Origin of the sequence: Actinokineospora bangkokensis (assembly GCF_001940455.1) — a bacterium.
Classification (GTDB): Bacteria; Actinomycetota; Actinomycetes; order Mycobacteriales; family Pseudonocardiaceae; genus Actinokineospora; species Actinokineospora bangkokensis.
On sequence record NZ_MKQR01000009.1, the window covers coordinates 40,461 to 63,001 of the forward strand.

At 74.7% G+C, this 22,541-nt stretch carries 13 protein-coding genes; 5 read left to right on the forward strand and 8 right to left on the reverse strand.

Annotated elements, in window-relative coordinates:
• Window positions 1-8: 8 nt before the first annotated feature.
• Window positions 9-1,070, reverse strand: a complete 1,062-nt coding sequence (locus tag BJP25_RS08750; RefSeq protein WP_075974342.1) for an aldo/keto reductase — start codon at window positions 1,068-1,070, stop codon at window positions 9-11.
• Between the two features lie 120 nt (window positions 1,071-1,190).
• Here BJP25_RS08750 and BJP25_RS08755 point away from each other — a divergent pair, with 120 nt between their 5' ends.
• Both BJP25_RS08755 and BJP25_RS08760 read left to right on the forward strand, forming a co-directional pair.
• On the forward strand, window positions 1,191-2,048 hold the full coding sequence (locus BJP25_RS08755) for a helix-turn-helix domain-containing protein (protein ID WP_075974343.1): 858 nt from the start codon (window positions 1,191-1,193) through the stop codon (window positions 2,046-2,048).
• Window positions 2,049-2,138: 90 nt separating this feature from the next.
• A complete protein-coding gene (locus BJP25_RS08760; protein WP_075974344.1) occupies window positions 2,139-3,362 on the forward strand; it encodes a multidrug effflux MFS transporter in 1,224 nt (407 codons plus the stop codon).
• Window positions 3,363-3,439: 77 nt separating this feature from the next.
• On the opposite strand, the gene BJP25_RS08765 is transcribed toward BJP25_RS08760, so the two are convergent.
• The 3 genes from BJP25_RS08765 to car all read right to left on the reverse strand — a co-directional run bounded on the left by BJP25_RS08765 (window position 3,440) and on the right by car (window position 8,213).
• The gene (locus tag BJP25_RS08765; RefSeq protein WP_075974345.1) at window positions 3,440-3,739 is read right to left on the reverse strand and encodes a hypothetical protein; all 300 of its coding nucleotides are present in this window, start codon (window positions 3,737-3,739) and stop codon (window positions 3,440-3,442) included.
• Entirely contained in the window at window positions 3,739-4,662 is a 924-nt protein-coding gene (locus BJP25_RS08770; protein ID WP_075974346.1) for a toll/interleukin-1 receptor domain-containing protein, read from the reverse strand. Before BJP25_RS08770 ends, BJP25_RS08765 begins: the two co-directional genes overlap by 1 nt.
• Before the next feature lie 158 nt (window positions 4,663-4,820).
• Window positions 4,821-8,213, reverse strand: a complete 3,393-nt coding sequence (car, locus tag BJP25_RS08775) for a carboxylic acid reductase (protein WP_075974347.1) — start codon at window positions 8,211-8,213, stop codon at window positions 4,821-4,823.
• Between the two features lie 175 nt (window positions 8,214-8,388).
• Here car and BJP25_RS08780 point away from each other — a divergent pair, with 175 nt between their 5' ends.
• Window positions 8,389-9,042 (forward strand): hypothetical protein, encoded by a 654-nt coding sequence (locus BJP25_RS08780; RefSeq protein ID WP_075974348.1) that lies wholly within the window; start codon window positions 8,389-8,391, stop codon window positions 9,040-9,042.
• A 56-nt stretch (window positions 9,043-9,098) separates the two neighbouring features.
• Here the strand turns inward: BJP25_RS08780 and BJP25_RS08785 are convergent, their stop codons facing one another.
• Window positions 9,099-11,750 (reverse strand): tetratricopeptide repeat protein, encoded by a 2,652-nt coding sequence (locus BJP25_RS08785; RefSeq protein WP_075974349.1) that lies wholly within the window; start codon window positions 11,748-11,750, stop codon window positions 9,099-9,101.
• A 213-nt stretch (window positions 11,751-11,963) separates the two neighbouring features.
• Between BJP25_RS08785 and BJP25_RS08790 the strand changes: the two genes are divergently transcribed.
• The gene (locus BJP25_RS08790) at window positions 11,964-13,757 is read left to right on the forward strand and encodes a hypothetical protein (RefSeq protein ID WP_075974350.1); all 1,794 of its coding nucleotides are present in this window, start codon (window positions 11,964-11,966) and stop codon (window positions 13,755-13,757) included.
• A gap of 42 nt (window positions 13,758-13,799) precedes the next feature.
• Here the strand turns inward: BJP25_RS08790 and BJP25_RS08795 are convergent, their stop codons facing one another.
• From BJP25_RS08795 to BJP25_RS08805, 3 genes are read right to left on the reverse strand one after another with little or no spacing between them, the layout of a single operon-like run.
• Window positions 13,800-14,531: an alpha/beta fold hydrolase gene (locus tag BJP25_RS08795; protein WP_075974351.1), complete on the reverse strand. Its 732-nt coding sequence runs from the start codon at window positions 14,529-14,531 to the stop codon at window positions 13,800-13,802.
• On the reverse strand, window positions 14,528-15,901 hold the full coding sequence (locus tag BJP25_RS08800) for an FAD-binding oxidoreductase (RefSeq protein ID WP_075974352.1): 1,374 nt from the start codon (window positions 15,899-15,901) through the stop codon (window positions 14,528-14,530). Before BJP25_RS08800 ends, BJP25_RS08795 begins: the two co-directional genes overlap by 4 nt.
• Window positions 15,902-16,714 carry an alpha/beta fold hydrolase gene (locus BJP25_RS08805; RefSeq protein WP_075974353.1) on the reverse strand — a complete coding sequence of 271 codons (813 nt, stop codon included), beginning with the start codon at window positions 16,712-16,714 and terminating at the stop codon, window positions 15,902-15,904.
• A gap of 349 nt (window positions 16,715-17,063) precedes the next feature.
• Here BJP25_RS08805 and BJP25_RS08810 point away from each other — a divergent pair, with 349 nt between their 5' ends.
• Window positions 17,064-22,538, forward strand: coding sequence for an ATP-binding protein (locus BJP25_RS08810; protein ID WP_075974354.1), 5,475 nt, complete (start codon window positions 17,064-17,066; stop codon window positions 22,536-22,538).
• Window positions 22,539-22,541 lie beyond the last annotated feature (3 nt).

Here is a 22,541-nt window from a genome sequence, read left to right on the forward strand (position 1 = left end):
GGACGGCCTCAGGCGCGCCGCCCGACCCCCGTGGGCCTGGCCCCGCCGCGGCGCAGCGCGGGCTCCTGGAGCGCGGGCGGGGTGTAGTAGCTGTCGGCCCGGTTGAGGTCGACCCCCGGCGGCACGATCTCGTCGATGCGGTCCAGCACGTCGTCGCCGAGGACCGTGCCCGCCCCGTCGAGCAGGGAGTCCAGGTGCTCGGCGGTGCGCGGGCCGATGATCACCGACGTGATCGCCGGGTGGGCCAGCACGAAGCCCACGGCCAGGTGCGGCAGCGTCAGGCCCGCCTCGGCGGCCACCTCGGCCAGCGCCGAGACCGCCTCCAGCTTCCTGGCGTTGCCCGGCACCGACGGGTCGAACTTCTGCCCTTCGAGCTTGGCGCGCCCGCCGTCGCCGCGGGTCAGGTCCGCGGCGGAGGTGTAGCGGCCGGACAGCCAGCCCGCCGACAGCGGCCCCCAGCTCAGCACGCCCATGCCGTACTTCTGCGCGGTGGGCAGCACCGCCGCCTCCACCCCGCGCGCCAGGATCGAGTAGGGCGGCTGCTCGGTGCGGAACCGCACGTGCCCGCGCTTCTCCGACACCCACTGCGCCTCGACGATCTGCTCCGCAGGGAACGTCGAGCTGCCCACCGCCCGCACCTTGCCTGCGCGCACCAGGTCTGTCAGGGCCGCCAGGGTCTCGTCGACGTCGGTCGTGGGGTCGGGCCGGTGGATCTGGTAGAGGTCGACGTGGTCGGTGCCCAACCGGCGCAGGCTCGCCTCCAGCTCGCGCACCAGCCAGCGGCGGGAGTTGCCGCTGTGGTTGGGGTCATCGCCCATCGACCCGTGCGCCTTGGTCGCCAGCACCACGTCGTCGCGGCGCCCCTTGAGCGCCTTGCCGACGATCTCCTCGGACTCGCCGCGCGAGTAGATGTCAGCGGTGTCGATGAAGTTGATGCCCGCGTCCAGCGCCCGGTGGATGATCCGCACGCTGTCGTCGTGGTCGGTGTTGCCCATCGCGCCGAACATCATCGCGCCCAGCGCGTACTCGCTGACCGAGATGCCGGTCCCACCCAGGATCCTGTGCCGCATCAGCAGCTCCTCCCCGTCCAGGTCTTCGTCGTCCGCCCCCCACCGTGCCGGTGCCCGCCGTGGCCCGCCAGGGCAGGCGCATCCTGGGCCTGCCAGGGCCACCCGGCGGATAATGGGCCCATGGGCCACGTCGAAGTCGAGATCACCCCCTTCCTCAAGGCGCGCCGGGCCGCGCTCGACCCGGCCGAGCTCGGCCTGACCGACGGCCTGGCCCGCAGGCGGGTGCGCGGCCTGCGCCGCGAGGAGGTCGCCGCCCGCGCGGGCATCAGCGTGGACTACTACACCCGCATCGAGCAGGGCCGGGCGCCGACGATCTCCGACTCGGTGCTCGACGCGATCGCCAGGGCGCTGTGCCTGACCGCCAACGAGCACACCTACCTGCGCAACATCACCGCCCCCGGCCGCCGCTCGGCCCTCGGCGCCTGCGGCAGCGACGAGCGGCCCCTGGTGCGCCCGCAGCTGCGCGAGCTGCTCGACGCGATGGCCGACTCCGTGCCCGCCGTCGTCTACGGCCCCGGCGCCGACGTGCTCGCCTGGAACCGGCTGGGCGCCCGGATCGGGTTCGACTTCGACGCCCTGGCCCCCGAGGAGCGCAACGCCGCGCGGTTGCTGTTCACCCACCCCGACGCGCGGACCGTCTACCCCGACTGGGAGACCGCCGCGGAGAGCACCGTCTCGCAGCTGCGCGCCGAGGTCGGCCGGTTCCCCGACCACGCCAGGGTGCACCGGGTGGTGCACGAGCTGCGCGGGCTGAGCCAGGAGTTCCGCCGGTTCTGGGACGCCCAGGACGTGCTCGACCGCGAGCGCGGGGTCAAGCGGGTGGTCAGCCCGCACGTGGGGGAGCTGCTGCTGACCTTCGAGTCGTTCCTCGTCCCGGCCGAGCCGGACCTGCGGCTGTGCACCTACACCGCCCCCCGCGGCTCGGTCACCGAGGAGCGGCTGCGGCTGCTGGCGGGCGGGGTCACCGCGGCGGTGTGACGCGCGTCCCCCACCGCGCCCGGCCGGGAACAAAACCGGTCGCGCCCCGCGCTGGCCCTGGGGTACCTGTTGCCCCGGGGGTGGGAGACCATGACCAACTCGCAAGCGGTCGCGCGCGGACCGCGGGCCCGCGTCATCCTGGTGCTGGGCGCGCTCATCGCGCTCGGCCCGCTCACCATCGACATGTACCTGCCCGCCCTGCCCGAGCTGGGCACCGAGCTGCGGGCGGCGCCGTCGATGGTGCAGCTGACGCTGACCGGCACGCTCATCGGGCTGGCCCTGGGCACGCTGGTCATCGGGCCGCTGTCGGACGCGCTGGGCAGGCGCAAGCCGGTCGTGCTGGGCATCTCCGTGCACGTGGCGGCCTCGCTGCTGTGCCTGGTCGCGCCGTCGATCGAGGTGCTGGGCCTGCTGCGGGTCGTGCAGGGCATGGGCGGCGCCGCGGCCTCGGTGGTCGCCTTCGCCGTCGTGCGCGACCTGTACGAGGGGCACGCGGCCGCGGTCGCGATGACCCGGCTGATGCTGGTGATGGGCACCGCGCCGGTGCTGGCGCCGTCGCTGGGCGCGGCGGTGCTGCTGGCCGGGTCGTGGCGCTGGGTGTTCGCCGTGCTGGCCGGGCTGGGCCTGGTGCTGATCGCGGTGGCCCACTTCCTGCTGCCGGAGACCCTGGACCAGGCCCGGCGCAGGCCGCTGGCCCTGCGCTCGGTGCTGGGCACCTACCGGGGGCTGCTCGCCGACACCCGGTTCGTCGTGCTCGCCGCGGTGGCCGCGCTGTCGATGGGCGTGCTGTTCGCCTACGTCGGCGGGTCGAGCTTCGTGCTCCAGGACCAGTTCGGCCTCGACGAGCAGCAGTTCGGGCTCGTCTTCGCCGTCGGCGCGGTCTCCCAGTTCGGGCTGTCGCAGTTCAACCCGCTGCTGCTGCGCCGGATGCCGCCGGAGCGGGTGGTGTTCTGGGCGCTGAGCGCGGGGCTGTTCTTCGCCGTCGTCCTGCTGGTGGTCACCACCACCGGGTTCGGTGGGCTGGTCGGCTTCCTGGTGCCGGTGATCGCGCTGCTGACCTCGGTGGGCTTCGTGCTGCCGAACGCGCCCGCGCTGGCCCTGTCCCGCCACGGCGAGGCCGCGGGCACCGCCTCGGCCCTGCTGAGCGCCGCGCAGTTCACCACCGCCGCGCTGGTGGCGCCGCTGGTGGGCGTGCTCGGCAACGACGGCCCGGCGATGGCGGCCACCATGGTCGGCGGCCTGGTCATCGCCTGGGTGGCGCTGGTCGCGGTCAACCGCGCCGGGGCGAGGCGCGCGGAACTGGTCACGGCCTAGGCGTCAGCTCGTTCGTCGTCGTGTCGGGCTGCCTCGGGCGTTGGTGGCTGATGTGCGGCGGTATGTCCAATCCTGGCTCAGCGGCGCGGGTGGTCGCGGAAGACGACGTCGCCGTGGATGGTGCCCGCCTGGATGACGTTGCCCGCGTTGCCGGTGATCGTGTTGTGCACGGTGATCCGCTCGCCGGGCGCCTGCTGCGCCCGGCGAGCACCGTGCCAGCCGGGGGCGCCGTCGTCGGGGGAGGCCGTCACCGCCAAGGCGTTGTCGACGACCCTGGCCGCGAGCGCGGCGGTGTCGGCGATGAGCGCCCGCGGGGGTTCGCTCGCCAACCGGGCCCTGAGCGCGTTCGCCTCGGCGTGGATGTCCTTTTCGGTCATCAGCTCCCCCTCGACCAGTGGGCGGCGGTGTGGTGGCAGTCGGCCGCCAGCAGCACCCCCAGGCGCACCGCTTCCAGCGCGTGCTGCGCGCCCGGCAGGCGGGTGCCCATCTTCTCCAGCGACTCCGCGAGGTCCGCGTGCCGCCGGAAGACCTCGTGCAGGGGCTTGCCCAGCTCTCGCGCGAGGGCCTGGTGCTCCTGGGACCGGGTGAGCGCGGCGCGCAGTGCGTAGACGTCGCCGTTGAGCACGTGCGCGGTGTGCACCAACTCGGTAGGCGTATCCCCCAACTCGGTGACGAGCGCTGTGCTGTTCCCGCCAGCAGAGCGGATTGCCGCATGCGCGGTGTGCAGGTGTGCGCTGACGTCGAGCACACCGCGCAGCACGTTCGCCGTCAGCACCTCGACCGTCTCCCCGTTGTCGCACAAGGCCGGGTCCAGTGCGGGGGAGTCGACCAGCGCCCGCGCGACGGCGTGCACGCCCCGCCGGTAGACCCCTGACTCCGGCGACTCGAACCGCAGTTCGCGCCAGTCGCGGAACTGGTAGCGGTTCACCAGCGCCACCGCCGGGTCCGGCGCGGACGAGCGCGCCGACGGGTAGTCCAGGTACAGCAGCGGCAGCACCACCCGCCCGTCCTGCCGCCCACCCCGGGTGAACACGTTCAGCTCGCGCCTGCACTCGACCCGCTGGAAGAACCGCGGTGTGAGCACCGGGATGAAGTAGGCGACCGCGCGCAGCGCCTCGCCCACCTCCTCGTGCCAGGGCGCGCCCCAGTCCAGGTGGTCGAGGTCGAGCCACACCTCGGTGGGCACCCCGCTCGTCATGGTCAGCTCCGCGCCGAGGTCGCGCGCCAGCCGGGAGATCCGCCCGCCCTCGGCCTCGTCGTCGTGGCGCGAGTAGGACCAGAACGCGATCGTGCCGCTCATCCGCCGTCCCGTCAGCAGTCATCCCCCGGGGGAGCAGGGTAGCCGTCCCGCTCGCGGCGGGAGAAGGACAGAAGGCTGTCAGCTCACCCCCTTCGGCGTGGCGGCACCGAGCCCCGCAGCCCGGGTGGCGGTCGCGGAACGGCCACCCGGGCAACGGGTCACAGCAGGCCGAGGGCGGCCAGGTCGTCGGCGTACTTGGTGATCAGCGCCGGGGTGAGGTGCGGGATGTCCGAGCCGGTCGCGCGGACGGCCGCGTGGAACAGCGGTGCCGGGACGACCGAGGAGTTCACCGCCGGGGTCGGGTGGGCGAAGGCGTCCATCAGCGGCAGCAGGGATCGTTGGCGCTGCTGCTCGGGCAGGCCGCGCAGGGCCGTGGTGAGCCGGTCGACCCACTGGCCGTGGTCCTCGATGCGGACGACGCGGTGGCCCGCCTCGACGAGCCAGTCGACGAAGGTGTCCAGGCCGATCCCGTCCGCGTGCGGGTTCAGCACGTTGTACGTGGTGTACCCGTCGGTCGGGGCCGCGCCGAGGTCGCTGATGGCCTTGGCGGTGAAGTCCACGGGCAGGCCGTCGTAGTGCGCGGGCCCGCCACCGGTGTGGAACGAGCGCGGGGCCAGACCGGTGACCAGGACGCTGAACAGCAGGCGCGTGAACATGTCCGGCACGTTGAGCTGCCCGGTGTAGCGGGTGTGCGCGAGGATCATGTCCGACCGGAACGCCCGCACGGGCAGACCGAACGCCTCGTGCGCCTCGCGCAGCAGCACCTCGCCCGCCCACTTGCTCGCCGCGTACCCGGTGGCGTACGAGGAGCCCAGCGCCCGCACGGGGGAGGCCTGGCGGATGTCGGCCTCCTCGTCGATGGCCGGGTCGTCGAGCACGGCCACCGTCGACAGGTACAGCAGCGGCTTGAGCCGGGTGGTCAGCGTCACGCGGATCAGCTCCGCCGTGCCCACGACGTTGGGCCCGAACAGCTGGTCGTAGGGCAGCACGTGGTTCACCAACGCCGCGGGGTGCACGACCAGGTCCACCGACTCGGCCAACCGCCGCCACGTCCCGGCGGGCAGCCCGAGGTCCGGGTCAGCCACGTCCCCGGCCAGCACCTCCAGGTGGTCGGCGGCCACGGCGCGGAAGCGCTCCAGCAGGGCCTCGTCGCCGCTGTCGAACGCCGACTCCAGCCGGGCGCGCGCCGCGGCGGCGTCGGCGCCGCGCACCAGGCAGACCACCGTGCCGCCCACGGCCGCCACCCGGTCGAGCCACTCCAGGCACAGGAAGCGGCCCAGGTACCCGTTGGCGCCGGTCAGCAGGACCGTCCTCGGGGTGCCGGTGGGGCGGGGGAGCGCGGCGGCCGCGGCGAGGGTGTCGGCGTCGAGGAACTTCTCCAGGGTCAGGTCGGCCGCGCGGACCTCGGTGGCGCCCGCGCCGTGCACGCTCGCCGCGGTGGGGCGGGTGCCGCCGGAGGCGCGCTCGGCCTCGATGTGCGCGGCGATCGCGCGCAGGTCGTTGGCGGGGCTGATGACCACGCCCACCGGCACCGGCACGCCGAAGGTCTCGTGCAGCACCGTGGAGAACGACAGCGCCGACAGCGAGTCGCCGCCCAGCTCGGTGAAGTGGGCGTCCGGGCTGATCTGCGCGCCCGGCTGGCCCAGCAGCGCCCGCGCGGCCGAGCGCACGGTCTCCAGTACCGGGCGCTCGGCCGCGGTCCGGCGCAGCTCGCGCAGCTCCTCGACCTCGGCGCGGGCCAGGTCGGCGTAGAGCTGCTCCAAGCGGTCGCCGTAGCGCTCCTTGAGCCGGGGGCGCAGCAGCTTGCGGAGGTCGGAGAGCAGGCCGTTCTCGGTGGTGAAGGGGGTGTGCTCGACGAGGAAGTCGCGGGGGATCTCGTAGGAGTTGAACGAGCGGTCCGCCGCGACCTGGCGCAGCGCCGCGGCCAGCAGGGCGCGCAGCGCGTTCTCGTCGCCGCCGGACTCCGCCAGCGCCTGCTCGGACGGGACGAGCACCGCCAGCAGGTAGGCGCGCTCGCTGTTGCCGTAGACGTAGGACTGGCTGATCGCCGGGTGGGTGTCGAACGCGGCCTCCAGCACCGCCACCGTGACGAACTCGCCCTGCGACAGCTTCAGCACGTTCTTGCGGCGGTCGAGGTAGGCCAGCCGGTCCGGGCCGATCTGGGCCATGATGTCGCCGGTGCGGTAGAAGCCGTCCTCGTCGAAGACCTCCGCGGTCAGCTCCGGGCGCTTGTAGTAGCCGGGCACCTGCTGGGCCGACTTCACCAGCAGCTCGCCGCGCGGGTGCGGCACGTCGGTGGTGAAGTACCCCAGCTCGGGGACGTCCACCAGCTTGTAGTCCAGCACCGGGGGCCGCATGACGTAGCCCTCGACGATGATCATCCCCGCCTCGGTGGAGCCGTAGGCGTCGAACACCGGCCTGCCCACCACCGAGGCCAGGAACGCCGCCAGCTCCGGGGCCACCGGGGCGGTGCCCACCGCGGCGTGGGTCAGCCTGCCGCCGAGCACCCGCTCGCGCAGCTCGGCCTTGACCTGCTCCTCCTCACCCGGCCTGCGGTCGAGCTCGGCCTGGTAGCGCTGGAAGAGCATGTCGCACACCCGCGGCACCAGCAGCACCTCGGTGGGCCGCGCCAGGCCCATGTCCTCCAGCAGCGTCGACAGGTCGCTGCGCGCGGTGAAGTAGCCGCAGCCGCCCATGCTCAGCCCGCCGTAGAGGGCGACCCGGCCCGCAGCGTGGCTCATCGGCATGAAGTGGAACGTCACCGGGTCGGTGTTGTCGTTCCACCGCGCCGCCCACAGGCTCGCGACCTTGCGCTCGGTGTAGATGGCGCCCTTGGGGGCCCCGGTGCTGCCGGAGGTGTAGATCAACAGGCGCAGCGGGTCCGGGTCGCCGCCGGGGTCGGGGGCGGGGGCGGGTACCTCGGGCAGCGCGGCACCGGCCTCCCGCACCGACGCCAGGGTGCTCAGCCGCACCTGGGAGCCCGCCTCCGCGAGCGTGCGCCGGGCCTCGGCCACCGCCTCGCGCTCGTCGTCGACCTCGGGCCGGTGGTCGAACACCACGACCCGGCGCACGCACCCGGTGGCCAGCGCGATCCGCACCGCGGCGCCCACCCGCTCGGCGCTGGTGGCCAGCACCAGCGGCTCGGCCTCCGCGACCACCGGGATGAGCTGCTCGGCCGGGGAGTTGGCCTGCAACGGCACCGCCACCGCCCCCGCGATGAGGATCGCCAGGTCGACGGTGGTGTACTCGCGGCTGGTGAAGCCGAGGGTGGCGACGAACCCGCCCGGGGGCAGCGGGTCGCGCTCGTCGTGGTGCCACTGGGCGGCGATGGCGGCGGCGTCCGCCCACAGCCGCGCGTAGGTGGTCGTGGAGAACGACGGCAGCAGCCGCGCCGCCGTCCGCCCGGTGGCCGGGTCGGTCACCAGCTCCACGTCCCGCTCGGCGAGCGCGGGCCGGTCGGCGTGCTGCGCCATCGCCGCGCCCACCACGTCGCGCAGCCGCGGCCCGCCGGGCGACCCGACTTCCCGCAGCGCGCTCAACACCGTCGTCATGTGCCGCCCCTCGGTCCGCCCCACCCCGCCGGGTGGGTGCACCAGGAAAGGTACGTCGTCGGCACCGGTGCCCCCAGTGAGATCAACGACACGGCGCGTGACACCCCCGGTACGCGGCGTGCGGCTGCCGGATGTGCCCGGAAGGTCCGCTCCCGCCGTTCGCTACCGTCGTGGTGTGGCACTCCTCGACGTCGACCCCGAGCCCGGTTCCGCGCTGTCCGACCCGGACACCCGGGAGCTGGTGGCGCGGCGGGTCGTCGACCGCGAGTGGGGTGCCCTGGAGCGCCGGTCGTGGGTCGTGGAGCAGTCCTACAACCCCGAGGCCATCGTCAACGTCCTCGCCCACCACCCCTGGCGGGAGCTGCGGTACAAGTACGGGCGCTGGTACCACGACCTGGTGTTCGCCGAGCTGAGCGGGCTGCTGCCCTGGCGGCAGTGGGCGCTGCGGAAGAAGACGCTGCTGCTGCTCGACGCCGACGGGGACGAGGTCGGGGAGTTCGGCGGGCTCAAGATCCCGGTCGCGGGCGCGGAGGGGACCCTGCTGTTCGCGGGCGACCCCGCCTACGCCGGGGTGATCAGCGCCGTGGGCGAGGACGGCGAGCGGGACGTGGTGCTGGTGGGCAACGTCCGCCTGGGCCACCCCGACCTGCCCGTGACGATCGGTGAGCGCGCCCGCGACGTGGCCAGGACCCTGCGCCCGGGCCGCGACGTCGACGTGGTGCTGCACGACGTGCCCGAGGCCGAGGCGGCGCACTTCGGGCCGTGGGTCGTCGACCACCCCAAGCGCCCGCCCAAGCCCGCCAAGCGCCGCCGAGGCGCGAACCAGTAGCGCGCCGACCAGCCTGGTGCCAGCTCGTTCGTCGTTGTGCCGGGTTGTGAAACGACTCAACGCTCTGGCCGGGGCAGACGCGTGTGCTGCGCGTCCAAGTGGTCGCGCAGGTCGGTGAGGGCGGCGCGGTAGTTCTCCGAGTGCACGTCCGGGTGCGCCGACGCCGCTTCCCGCCACAGCGCGACCGACTGGCGCAGCGCCGTCAGCGCCTCCGCGCCCCGGTCCACCCGGTCCAGGCAGTGCGCCGACCGGCGCAGGGCCGCCGCGAGCGGGCCGATCCCCGCCTCCCGGTTCACCTCGTGCAGTTCGCGCAGCAGCGCGACGGCCTCCTCCGCGACCTTGACCGCCTCGGCGTCCTCGCGCACCCCCAGCAGGTGCCCGGCCAGGGCGTGCAGCCACGCGCCCAGGTGCGGCAGGGCCCGGTGCCGGTTCCACTCCGCCAGCTCCCGGCCCGCCTCCACCGCCGCCCGCATCGACCCCGCCGCGTCGTCCGGCCGCCGGACGGCGCGCAGGCACTCCGCGCGCAGGGCGAGCGCGGTGCCCAGGCCGCGCAGGTGGGTCCGCCGGTCGACCGCCACCAGCACCCGGAAGTGGCCCAGCGCCTCGTCGGCGACCGGCAGCGCCTCGGCGGCCCGGCCCGCCGCGCGCAACCGGTCGGCCACCGCCAGCAGGGTCGTGGCCAGGTCGGGGATGCCGTCGCGCAACCGCCGCCGCTGCGCCAGCGCCTCCTCGACGGCGGAGAGGGCCTCGGCGGGGCGGCCCAGCTTGTCGAGCCGGTCGCTCAGGCTCGTCAGCACCGTCGCCAGCGCCGCCACGTGGGAGACCTCGTCGTGGCCGCGCAGCAGCGCGATCGCCTGCCTGCCCGTGGCGACGGCCTCGTCGGGGCGGCCCGCGAAGTCGAGGCTCACGCTCAGCTCGTCGAGGTCCGCCGCCCGCGCCAGCCGGGTGCCCGAGGCGGGGGAGCGGCGCGCGACGTCGACGGCTTCCTCGTAGCGGCCCAGGTAGCGCAGCCGCTCGACCAGCGTTCCCCGCACCCACCACAGCAACCCGGGGGCGTCCGCGTCCGGTGCCCGCTCCACCGCGGCCACGGCGTCCTGCGCGGCGGCGAGCGCCCCCTCCGGGTCCCCCAAGTCGGCCAGGCAGTCGCTCACCGCGGTCAACGAGCGGGCCACCCCCTGCGGCGCGTCGTCGCGGTCCCACGCCCCCTGCCACAGCGCGAGCGCCTTGCGGTGCGAGGACAGGGCGTCCGCCGAGTGCCCGAGCACCCGCCACTGCATGCCCAGCAGGTCCCACGCCCGCGCGGTGTCCACCCGGTCCGCGCGCGGGTCGGCCAGCACCACCTGGATCTGGCGGATCGCCAGCGCCAGCCGCAACCGGGCGAACCCGCGCGGCGCCTCCTCCACCGCCAGCGACGGCACCTCGGGGGCGTCGCGCACCACGGCCGCCAGCATGGCGTCCACGGCGATGTCCCCCGGCAGGACCGCGAACACCGCGCGCAGCCCCGGGTCCAGCACGCCGCGGTTCGCGGTGAAGACGTGCTTGAGCAACCCCAGCACGTGCTCGGGGAAGTCCTGGTGGGTGCGGGTCAGCAGCCGGACCACCGGGCCCGCCGTCTCCGGGGTCAGCCGCGTCAGCGCCTCGGGCTCCAGGTGGTTGGCCACCAACCACTCCGCCACCGCCATCGGCCGCAACCGGGGGCGGTGGTCGGTGCCCGGCGGGTAGCGCTGCCACACCCACTCCACCACGGCCACGAGCGCGGCGGTGGGGTGGTCGGCGAAGCGCGGCAGGCACCGCAGGGTGATCACCCCCGCGTAGGGGTCCGGGGCGGGCACCGCCACCAGCGCGGCGACGGCGGCGAGCAGGTCGTCACCGGGCAGCGGCGCACCGCGCCACCGCACGGTCTCCAGCGTCAGCAGCTCCGCGGCGACGTCCCGGGCGGTCACCGAGCGGGAGTCGGTGCGGTGCGCCACCGCGAGCAAGGCCCTGGCGTGCACGAGGAACACCGTGTCGCCGTCCGCACCCACCCCCGCGGCGCCGAACGGCGGCACACCGGTGCGCAGCTCCTTGGCGTAGGCGCGGACGGCGTCGGTGTACCAGCGCACCCGGTCGGTCGGCCCGCCGAACGCCGAGAGCACCACCGGTGGCGCGTCGACGCCGAAGCCGAGCGAGGCGCGCAGCCGCTCGGCGTCGCGCGCCAGCAGCAGGACCCGCACGGGCACGGTCGCCCGCGCCACCACCGCCAGCAGCTCGGGCAGGTCCGACCGCAGCTCGGCGTCGTCCACCAGCACCAGCGAAGGCCCCCGCACCGCACCGGTCAGGCCGTCCACCCGACGCAACCACCCCGCCGACCACGGCCGCGGCAGCGCCTCGGCCACCGCCACCGCCAACCGGGTCTTGCCCACCCCCGCGGGTCCGCCCAGCACCCGCACCGACACGCCCGTCCCCGAACACCACTCCACCAGCTCGGCGCGCTCGCGCCGCCACCCCCACAACCGCGTCACCGGCGCCGAGAGCAACCACAGCGGTTCGGTCGACCGCGTGGGCCGGACCGGCGCGAACACCCGCTCCCACGCCACCGCGCGCCGGTCCCGGCGCCTGCGCCGCCGCCGGAGCACCACCCACACCGCGGTCGCGAGCAGCACCGAGGCGCCGGCGGCCGCGGCGTAGCGCCCCCAGCCCCGCGTCCACGCCTCCGCCAGCCAGCCCACTGCCCACCTCCGCGGCGCACGCCCAGCCTTCCCACGGTCGCACACGCGGGCGCCGATGCCCACCGCCATTCCGGGGGTGCGCCCGGCGGCGGCGGGCACGCGCGGTGACACCCCGGGCCCCCGTCACCTGTCGGGTGGCGGACCCCCGGGGTGCCGAACTATGGTCCAGTCCAATCGGACGTCCCCGGGACAGGTCGTCCACACGCCCGCCCCGTGAGGAGAGCTGTGAAACGCCTGTTCCTGCCCGCCGCCGCCGTCCTGGCCGCGGCGGGGGTCTGCGCGGTCGCCCCGGCGGCCACGGCGGGCGCCGGCCCCGCGCCCGCCGCCTGCGCCCAGCCGTCCGACCCCGACTTCGGCCCCAACACCAGGGTCTTCGACCCCGGCATGCCCGCCGAGTCCATCCAGTCCCAGCTCGACGCCGACTTCGCCGCGCAGAAGGACACGCTGGTCGACCAGATGGCCGACGGCCGGGTGGCGCACCTGTTCAAGCCCGGCCAGTACGCGGTGCACGACAACGTCGGCTTCTACACCTCCGTGCACGGCCTCGGGCAGAACCCCGGCGACGTCGTCATCAACGGCGACATCACCGTCGACGCGTTCAACGAGTCCGACGGCGGCGTCGCGCTGCAGAACTTCTGGCGCTCCACCGAGAACCTGGCCGTCAACCCCAGCGCGGGCGCGACGCGCTGGGCGGTGTCGCAGGCCGCGCCCTTCCGCCGCATGGACATCCGCGGCGACCTCCAGCTCTACCCGGCCAGCTACGGCTACTCCAGCGGCGGGTACATCGCGGACTCCAAGGTGTCCGGCAAGACCGCGTCGGTGTCGCAGCAGCAGTGGTACACCCGCGACAGCGCGTACGGCAGCTGGGAGGGCGGCGTCTGGAACATGGTGTTCTCCGGCACGTCCGGTGCCCCGGCGAACACCTTCCCGAACCCGCCGGAGACCACCCTCGCCACCACCCCCGTCTCCCGCGACGTGCCCTACCTCTACGTCGACGGCGGTGGCGCGTGGCGGGTGTTCCTGCCGGACCTGCGCACCAACGCCTCCGGGCCCAGCTGGGCAGGCGGCAGCACCCCGGGGAGTTCCCTGCCCATCAGCCAGTTCTACGTCGCCACCCCCGGTGCCAGCGCCGGTGACGTCAACGCGGCGCTGTCCTCGGGCTGCAACGTCCTGTTCACCCCCGGCATCTACCACCTCGACCAGACCCTGCGCGTCACCAACCCGAACACCGTGGTGATGGGCCTGGGCTACGCAACCCTGGTGCCGGACGGCGGGATCACGGCTATGGAGGTGTCCGACGTGGACGGCGTGCGGCTCAAGGGCCTGCTGTTCGACGCGGGCACCACCAACTCCGCCAGCCTGCTCACGGTGGGGGAGCAGGGTTCGGGCGCGGACCACGCGCAGAACCCGACGACCGTCCAGGACGTGTTCTTCCGCGTCGGCGGCTCCATCGCCGGCCACGCCACGAACAGCCTCGTGGTCAACAGCGACGACGTCGTCATCGACCACACCTGGGCCTGGCGCGCCGACCACGGCAACGCGGGCACCTGGGGCTGGACCGAGGCCACCGGCGACACCGGCGTGGTCGTCAACGGCGACGACGTGCTCGCCACCGGACTGTTCGTCGAGCACTACCAGAAGTACCAGGTGATCTGGAACGGCGAACGCGGGCGCACCATCTTCTTCCAGAACGAGATGCCCTACGACGTCCCGGACCAGGGCGCGTGGAACGCGCCCAACGGCGTCACCGGGTACGCCGCCTACAAGGTCGCCGACGGCGTGTCCGCGCACGAGGCGTGGGGCCTGGGCAGCTACTGCTTCTTCAACGTCAACCCGTCGGTGCGCGCCGAGCACGCCTTCGAGGTGCCGGACAACGGCGGCGTGCGGCTGCACAGCCTGCTCACGGTGTCGTTGAACTACAAGGGAACCATCACCCACGTCGTCAACGGCGTCGGCGGCACCACCCCGGACGGCACCGTCCCGGTGAACGTCGTCAGCTACCCCTGACACCCTGGCGCGCCGCCCGGGACTGCCCGGGCGGCGCGCCCCTCACAGCAGGTCGCGCAAGGACTCGACGGTGTAGTCCAAGTCCTCCAACCAGAAGCTGTGGCGCACCTGCGGCGCCCGCCGCACCTCCCAGCCCCGCCCCGCCAGGCCCGCCGCCAGCTCCTCCGGCACGACCTGCCCGCTCTCCGCAGACAGCAGGACCGTCGACGGCACGGCCGGGTCCTCCGGCGCGCGCATCTTCGTCAGCGCGGCGTCGTGGAACGTCGGGATGATCATCGCCGGGTCCGCGTCCGCCTTCGCCCGCTGGAGCAGCGCGCGCACCCGCTCCGAGCAGCCCGCCTCCCGCTTGCGGGTCGCGGGCAGCCCCAGCAGGCCGACCACGCCCAGCGACAGCTTCGGCGCCGCCCAGAACAGCTTCGCCGCCGCGCCCTCCACCGGCAGCCTGATGCCGAACCCCGGGTCCAGGTAGACCGCGCGGGCGGGGGCGAGGCGTCCGGCGGCGAACCGCAGCACCGACCCGCCCAGCGAGTGCCCCACCACCAGGTCGAGCCCGGCGGGCAGGGTCTCGACGAGGTCGTCGGCGTAGGCGGCCATCGTGTAGTCGTCCGCGCGCGGGCTCGCCCCGTGCCCGCGCAGGTCCGGCGCCAGCACCGTCCAACCCCGCTCGGCCATCCGCTCGGCCAGCGGACCCCAGGTGGCGCCGGAGTTGCCCAGCCCGTGCACCAGCGCCGCCCGCCGGGGGCCGCTGCCGGTGGTCGCCACGCGCAGCTTCACGCCGGGATCACCTTCCCCGGGTTGAGGATCCCCGCGGGGTCCAGCGCCGCCTTGACCGCCCGGTGCATGTCCAGCACGGCCGGGGACAGCTCGGCGGCGAGCCCGCCGCGCTTGAGCAGGCCGACGCCGTGCTCACCGGTCACCGTCCCGCCCAGGTCCAGCGCGTCGGCCACGATGTCGTCGAACGCCGCCTGCGCGCGCACCCGCGCGTCCTCGTCGCCGCGCGGGGTGATGAGCAGCGGGTGCAGGTTGCCGTCGCCCGCGTGGGCGATGTTGGCGATCAGGGTGTCCCGGCGGGCCGCGGTGCGCTCGATCCGGGCCAGCATCTCCGGCACCGCCGCCGCGGGCACGCACACGTCCTCGGTGAGCACGGGGCCCAGCCGCTCCAGCGCCGGGTAGGCCAGGCGCCGGGCGGCGAACAGCGCGTCCGCCTCCACCGGGTCGGTCGAGCGGGCGGCCCACGTGGCGCCCGCGCCCTCGAAGCAGGCGAGCACCGCCGCCGCGGCGGCCTCCCCGGCCTCGCCCGGCTCGTCGACCCGGCCGAGCAGCAGCACCTCCGCGTCGACGGCCAGCCCCATGTTCTTCCAGTCGTCCACCGCCTTGAGGCAGTGCCGGTCGACCAGTTCCAGCGCCGAAGGCGTCAACCCCGCCTCCGCCACCGCCCGCACCGCCGCGCCCGCGTCCACCACCGACGCGAAGTGCCCGGCGATGGTGCGCGGGGCGGGCGGCAGGGGCCGCAGGCGCACAGTCACCTCGGTGACGATGCCCAGCGTCCCCTCCGACCCCACCACCAGGCCCACCAGGTCGTACCCGGCGACGCCCTTGGCGGTGCGCCTGCCCAGCCGCACGACTTCGCCGGTGCCGGTGACGACCTCCAGGGCCAGCACGTAGTCGCGGGTGACGCCGTACTTCACGCAGCACACGCCGCCCGCGTTGGTGGCCACGTTCCCGCCGATGGTCGACCAGGGCGAGCTGGCCGGGTCCGGCGGGTACCACAGCCCCCGCTCGGCGACCGCCGCGCGCAGGTGGTCGTTGACCACCCCCGGCTGCACCACCGCCAACCGCTCGACCGGGTCGACCTCCACCACCGCGTCCATCTTGTCCAAGGCGACGACCACGCAGCCGTCCACCGCGTTGGCCCCGCCGGACAACCCGGTCCCGGCGCCGCGCGCCACCACCGGCACCCGGTGCCGGTGGCAGGCCTTGACCACCTCGGCCACCTCCCGCGCCGAGCGCGCCCGCACCACCGCCACCGGCTTGCCCACGGGCGCCCACTCCGCCTCGTCGTGGCTCAGCGCGGCGGTGACGTCGGGGTCGGTCAGCACCCGGTCGGCGGGCAGGGCGGCGCCGATCTCGGCCAGCAGGTCCACTCAGAGCTCCTTCAGGAAGGCCAGCAGCACGGCGTTGAACTCCTCGGGCCGGTCGAGGTTGGCGGCGTGGCCGCAGTCGTCGAGGACGTGCGACCGGCCGTCGCGGGTGCGCTCGACGGCGGCCGCGGCGTGCTCGCAGGGCCAGTACTGGCTGTCGCGGCCCGCCACCATCAGCACCGGCACGTCCGCGCGGGCCACCACGTCGCGCCAGTCCTGCGCGGCGTGGTCGCGCAGCAGCGCCTCGGTGCCCGCGGGTCGCACGCCCAGCGCCGACGGGTCGCCCAAGCGCTCGGTGAGCCGGGTGTAGGTGGCCAGCGCGCGCTCCGGGGGCAGGCCGCGCCCGGTCTGCGGGACGCCGCCGGCGAAGAACACGCCGCTGTTGGCGTCGGTGAGCCCGTAGAAGCCGTGCGGCCAGTCCGCGGTGTTGACCATCTTCGGCGTCTGGTCCACGCTGACGACCCCGCGCACGCCCGCCGTGCCGCACAGGTCGGTGCGCGCCCAGACCGCGCTGGCGCCCATCGACCCGCCGACCAGCACCACCTCGCCCAGGTCGAGCGCCGCCAGCACCTCGTCGAGGTCCTTGCCGTGCCGGGCCAGCCGGTTGCCGTGGCCGGGGTTGTCCGAGCGGCCGTGCGAGCGCCGGTCCACGCACACCGCGCGGTAGCCCGCCGCCGTCAGCGCCTCCACCTGCCACACCCACGACCGGGCGGTCGCCCCGTACCCGGCGACCAGGACCACGGGTGGCCCCTCGCCGTCCGAGGTCACGTGCAGCGCCACCCCGTCGTTGGTGCGCACGGTGGTCTCCGTCGTCATCGACGCCTCCCGCGTGGTCGTCCGCACCCATCGTCGATCAGGTGGGGCCCGGTCGCCAGGCGTGTGGGGGAACCTCCCGGCGCCGTCCCTGCCGGGCGGGGATCCGGAGCAGTTCACACCCCTGTCACCGGGGGGAGTGACCAGCGCTACTCCGCCCGGGTAGCGCGGCGGGACGCAGGTCGCCGTCAGGGGTGTCTTTAGAGGGTTCCTACAAAAGTGGGCTGGCGGCGTGCGCGATGGACGACCTTGGTGAATCGGTCCGGAACTAGCAGGGTGCTGGGTAGTCGCAGGCGCGCCCGGAACCCGGGCGCGCCCTGCCGCACGGTGGGGTTCCGGGAGGGGTTCGCAGGTGTTCAAGCGCATCGCCGTCGTCAACCGTGGTGAGGCCGCGATGCGGCTCATCCACGCCGTCCGCGAGCTCTCGGCCGAGACCGGGGAGCCGATCGAGGTGGTGGCGCTCTACACCGACGCCGACCGCCACGCCACGTTCGTCCGGGAGGCCGACGACGCCCACGCCCTGGGCCCGGCGTCGGCGCGGCCCTACCTCGACCACGCCGTGCTGGAGCGGGCGCTGGTGGAGACCCGCGCGGACGCGGCCTGGGTCGGCTGGGGCTTCGTGGCCGAGGACCCGGCGTTCGCCGAGCTGTGCGAGAAGGTCGGGGTCACCTTCATCGGCCCGAGCGCCGAGGCCATGCGCAAGCTGGGTGACAAGATCGGCGCCAAGCTCATCGCCGAGGAGGTCGGCGTCCCGGTGGCGCCGTGGAGCCGCGGCGAGGTCGCCACCCTGGAGCAGGCGCTGGCCGCGGGCGCCGAGATCGGCTACCCGCTCATGCTCAAGGCCACCGCGGGCGGTGGCGGGCGCGGCATCCGCAAGGTCACCTCCGGCGAGGACCTGGCCGAGGCCTACGAGCGCACCAGCCAGGAGGCGCTGCGCGCGTTCGGCTCCGGCGTGGTCTTCCTCGAGCGCCTGGTCACCGGCGCCCGGCACGTCGAGGTGCAGGTCATCGCCGACGGCCAGGGCACGGCGTGGGCGCTGGGCGTGCGCGACTGCTCGGTGCAGCGGCGCAACCAGAAGATCATCGAGGAGTCCGCCTCCCCGGTGCTGGCCCCCGAGCAGACCGCCGAGCTCAAGGCCGCCGCCGAGCGGCTGGCGCTGGCGGTGGACTACCGGGGCGCGGGCACCGTCGAGTTCCTCTACCACCCGGGGGAGCGGCTGTTCGCCTTCCTGGAGGTCAACACCCGCCTGCAGGTCGAGCACCCCATCACCGAGCTGACCACCGGCACCGACCTGGTGAAGCTGCAACTGCACGTCGCCTCCGGCGGCAGGCTCACCGGCCCGCAGCCCGCCGAGGCCGGGCACGCCATCGAGGCCCGGCTCAACGCCGAGGACCCCGACCGCGACTTCGCCCCCGCCCCCGGGCGGATCACCCGGTTGCAGCTGCCCGCGGGGCCCGGCATCCGGGTCGACACCGGGGTCAGCGAGGGCGACAGCATCCCCGCCGACTTCGACTCGATGATCGCCAAGGTCATCGCCTACGGCCGCGACCGCGACGAGGCCCTGGGCAGGCTGCGCCGCGCCATGGCCGAGACCACCGTGGTCATCGAGGGTGGCGCCACCAACAAGGGCTTCGTGCTCGACCTGCTCGACCAGCCCGAGGTCATCGACGCCAGCGCCGACACCGGCTGGATCGACCGGGTGCGCGCCGAGGGCCGACTGGTCGCCCACGAGCACTCCGCCATCGCGCTCATCGCCGCCGCCGTGGAGGCCTACGAGGACGAGGAGGAGGTCAGCCGCACCCGGCTGCTGTCCACCGCGCACGGCGGCCGCCCGCAGGTGCAGCACGAGAGCGGCAGGCCGCTGGACCTCAAGCTGCGCGGCACCGGCTACCGGGTGTCCGTCTCGCGCACCGACCAGACCCGCTACCGCGTCGGCGTCTCCGGCGGCGGCGACGTGCACGGCGCCGACGTCGAGGTCGAGCGGCACGACGCGCACAGCGGCCGGATCACGGTCAACGGCAGGCGCTTCCGGCTCGTCTCGGCCACCCACGGCCCGGTGCACCTGGTCGAGGTCGACGGCGTCACCCACCGCATCAGCCGCGACGAGGGCGGCGTGGTCCGCTCGCCCGCCCCCGCGCTGGTCGTGGCCACCCCGCTGGTCGTCGGGGACGAGGTCGACGCGGGCGCGCCCATCCTGGTGCTGGAGAGCATGAAGATGGAGACCGTGCTGCGCGCGCCCTTCCGCGGCCGGGTGCGCGAGTGCCCGGTGTCGGTGGGCAGCCAGGTGGAGACCGGTGCCCCGCTCATGCGCCTGGAACCGCTCAGCGACGACGCGGAGGAGAGCGCCGCGGCGACCGGGGTCGTCGAGGTCGAGCTGCCGCAGGCCCCCACCGGCCTGTCCGCCGCCGACCGCGCCGAGCGCGGCCTGCGCGACCTGCGCGCGCTGCTGCTGGGCTTCGACGTCGCCGCCCAGGACCGCGAGCACCCGCTCTCGGGCTACCTGGCCGCCCGCGCCGAGCTGGGCGGCAGGCCGCTGCCCGGCGAGATCGAGCTGCTGCGGCTGTTCGCCGACCTGTCCGAGCTCAGCCGCAACCAGCCCGGCGACCCGCTGGAGCCCGGCGGCCCGGTGCACAGCCCGCGCGAGCACTTCCACGTCTACCTGCAGAGCCTCGACGTGGAGCGGGCCGGGCTGCCCGAGCCGTTCCAGGCCAGGCTGCGCACCGTGCTCGCGCACTACGGCGTGGCCGACCTCGACCGCACCCCGGAGCTGGAGGCGGCGGTCTTCCGCGTCTTCCTCGCCCAGCAGCGCACCGCCGCCGACGTCGACGTCGTCTCCGAGCTGCTGCGCCAGTGGCTCGCCGGGTCGCTGCCGGTGGTGTCGCTGCGCCAGGAGGCGGGGCTGACCCTGGAGCACCTGGTCGAGGCCACCCAGGTGCGCTTCCCCGCGGTGGCCGACCTGGCCCGCGGCGTGGTGTTCCGCTGGTTCGCCCAGCCGCTGCTGCGCCGCACCCGCGCCCAGGTCTACGCCGCGGTCCGCGACGAGCTGCGCCACCTCGACCGCAACCCCGACTCCCCGGACCGCGCCGAGCGCATCCAGGCGATGGTCAGCGGCCCCGAGCCGCTGGTGCGGATCATCGGCCAGCGCATCGGCCTGCCCGACCGCGACCACGCCCCGCTGCTGGAGGTGCTGACCCGCCGCTACTACGGCAACCGGCCGCTCTCGCTGGTCGAGGCGGGCGACGCCGGGGGCTGCCGGGTGGTCACCGCCCAGCACGTGCGCGACGGCCGGGCGAGCAGGCTGTTCACCACCGCCGTCGACGTCGCCGACCTGCCCGCCGCCCTCGGCGCGCTGGCCGACGTCGCCGCCGGGCACGGCGAGGAGACCGTGGTCGCGGACCTGTACCTGCGCTGGGAGCCGCAGCCCGACGTCGACGGCATGGCCGAGCGGTTCACCGCGGCGCTGGCCGAGCACCCGCTGCCCGCCAACGTCCGCCGCGTCACGCTGACCGCGGCGGGCGCCCGGGGCGCGGTGCACCACCACCACTTCACCTTCCGCCCGGCCGAGGGCGGCGGCTTCGCCGAGGACCGGCTCATCCGCGGCCTGCACCCGCAGATCGCCCGACGCCTGCAGTTGCAGCGCTTCCGCGAGTTCGACCTCACCCGGCTGCCCTCCACCGACGAGGAGATCTACCTCTTCCGCGCGGCCGCCCGCAGCAACCGCTCCGACGAGCGGCTGTTCGTGCTGGCCCAGGTCCGCGACCTCACCCCGCTGCGGGAGGAGGACGGCAGGCTGGTGGCGCTGCCCGCGGTCGAGGACGTCTTCCACGCCTGCCTCGACGCGATCCGCAACGTCCAGGCCCAGCGGCCCAGCGGCAAGCGGTTCGACACCAACCGCATCATGATCTACGTCTGGCCCACCACCGACCTCACCGCCGAGGAGGTCGAGTCGGTCGTGCAGCGCGTCATGCCGACCGCCCGCGGCGCGGGCCTGGAGGAGGTGCAGGTGCTGTCCCGGCAGCGCCAGGCCGACGGCCGGGTCTCCGAGGTGGCCGTGCGCATCTCCCTCGGCCCCGACGCCACCCCCCGCCTGCACGTGGGCGAGCCCAGCACCGACCCGGTGCTGCCGCTCGACGACTACCGGCAGAAGGTGCTGCGCGCGGCCCGCCGCGGCTACACCTACCCCTACGAGCTGACCGACCTGCTCGCCGGCAGCGGCAGCTTCGTCGAGCACGACCTCGACGGGTCGGGCGCCCTGGTGCCGGTCGACCGCCCGCGCGGGGGCAACACCGCCGCGGTCGTGGCGGGCGTGGTCAGCACCCCGACCGCCCTGCACCCCGAGGGCGTGACCCGGGTCGTGCTGCTCGGTGACCCGACCAAGGCGCTCGGCGCGCTGTCGGAGCCGGAGTGCTCGCGGGTCATCGCCGCGCTCGACCTGGCCGAGCGGATGGGCGTGCCGCTGGAGTGGTTCGCGCTGTCGGCGGGCGCGCGGATCTCGATGACCTCCGGCACCGAGAACATGGACTGGGTCGCGGCCGCGCTCAAGCGGATCGTCACCTTCACCCAGGCGGGCGGCGAGATCAACATCGTCGTCGCGGGCATCACCGTCGGCGCCCAGCCGTACTGGAACGCCGAGGCCACCATGCTCATGCACACCAAGGGCATCCTGGTCATGACGCCCGACTCGGCCATGGTGCTCACCGGCAAGCAGTCGCTGGACTTCTCCGGCGGGGTGTCCGCCGAGGACAACTTCGGCATCGGCGGCTACGACCGCGTCATGGGCCCCAACGGCCAGGCGCAGTACTGGGCCCGCGACCTCAACGCCGCCCGCGACGTGCTCATGGCGCACTACGAGCACACCTACGTCGCGCCGGGGGAGACCGCGCCGCGCACCGCGGGGACCACCGACCCGCTCGACCGCGACATCAGCGACTACCCGCACGCGGTCGTCGGCTGCGACTTCACCACCGTGGGCCAGGTGTTCTCCGCCGAGCACAACCCCGACCGCAAGAAGCCGTTCGACATCCGCACGGTGATGCGCGCGGTGTCCGACCAGGACCACCCGGTGCTGGAGCGCTGGGCGGGCATGGCCGACGCCGACACCTCCGCGGTGCAGGACGTCCACATCGGCGGGCGCCCGGTGTGCCTGATCGGCATCGAGTCGCGGGCGGTGCCCCGCCGCGGGTTCCCGCCCACCGACGGCCCGGACACCTACACCGCGGGCACGCTGTTCCCGCGGTCGTCGAAGAAGACCGCGCGGGCCATCAACGCCGCCTCGGGCAACCGCCCGCTGGTGGTGCTGGCGAACCTGTCCGGCTTCGACGGCTCCCCGGAGTCGATGCGCAAGCTGCAGCTGGAGTACGGCGCCGAGATCGGCCGGGCGATCGTCAACTTCGAGGGCCCGATCGTGTTCTGCGTGATCTCCCGCTACCACGGCGGCGCGTTCGTGGTGTTCTCCAAGGCGCTCAACCCGAACATGACGGTGCTGGCGCTGGAGGGCTCCTTCGCCTCGGTGCTCGGCGGCGCCCCCGCCGCGGCGGTGGTGTTCGCCGGTGAGGTCAACAGCCGCACCGCGGCCGACTCCCGGGTGGTCGACGTGCAGGCGAAGGTCGCCGCCGCCACCGGCGCCGACCGCGCCGCGCTGGCCGCCGAGCTGGTGGACGTGCGCGCCTCGGTGCGCGCGGAGAAGCTGGGTGAGGTCGCGGCCGAGTTCGACCGGGTGCACAACATCGAGCGCGCGGTGGCGGTCGGGTCGGTCGACGAGATCGTCTCCGCGGCCCAGCTGCGGCCCAAGGTGATCGAGGCGATCGAGCGCGGCCTGGCCCGCTGACGC